Origin of the sequence: Hungatella sp. SL.1.14, from assembly GCF_024460495.1 — a bacterium.
Lineage (GTDB): Bacteria > Bacillota > Clostridia > Lachnospirales > Lachnospiraceae > Hungatella > Hungatella hathewayi.
Map to the genome: position 1 here is coordinate 1 of NZ_JANFYJ010000193.1, position 364 is coordinate 364.

Sequence of the window (364 nt, forward strand, 5' to 3'; positions counted from 1 at the left end):
CTGTATTACCTCGACGTTTTCCATCAGGATTACGTCCGGAAGAATTGCCGTTGCGTGCTTATACACCGCCCACGGCAGGATTCTAAGCCCCTTGCTACGTGGCTGTCCTCCTTTTGCCTTGCTGTGACTGGTGCAATCCGGAGACGCCCACATAAGCGCTACATGGCGGCCAGCAACATATTTTTTAAGATAGACCTTAAATATATCCTCGGTCAGATGCAGCGTATCCGGATGATTAACTTTGTGCATTCGGATCGCCTGCGGATCATGATTGATAGCTATATCAACCGGCCGTCCCAGTGCCATCTCTATTCCTACACTTGCCCCGCCACCTCCGGCAAAGCAATCTATAAGCAAGTCTTTC

The 364-nt window shown here is 50.3% G+C and carries 1 protein-coding gene; it reads right to left on the reverse strand.

Annotation, left to right across the window (positions count from 1 at the left end):
• On the reverse strand, positions 1–364 hold a 364-nt coding region (locus tag NE473_RS30630; RefSeq protein WP_349769267.1), incomplete at both ends, for a DNA cytosine methyltransferase.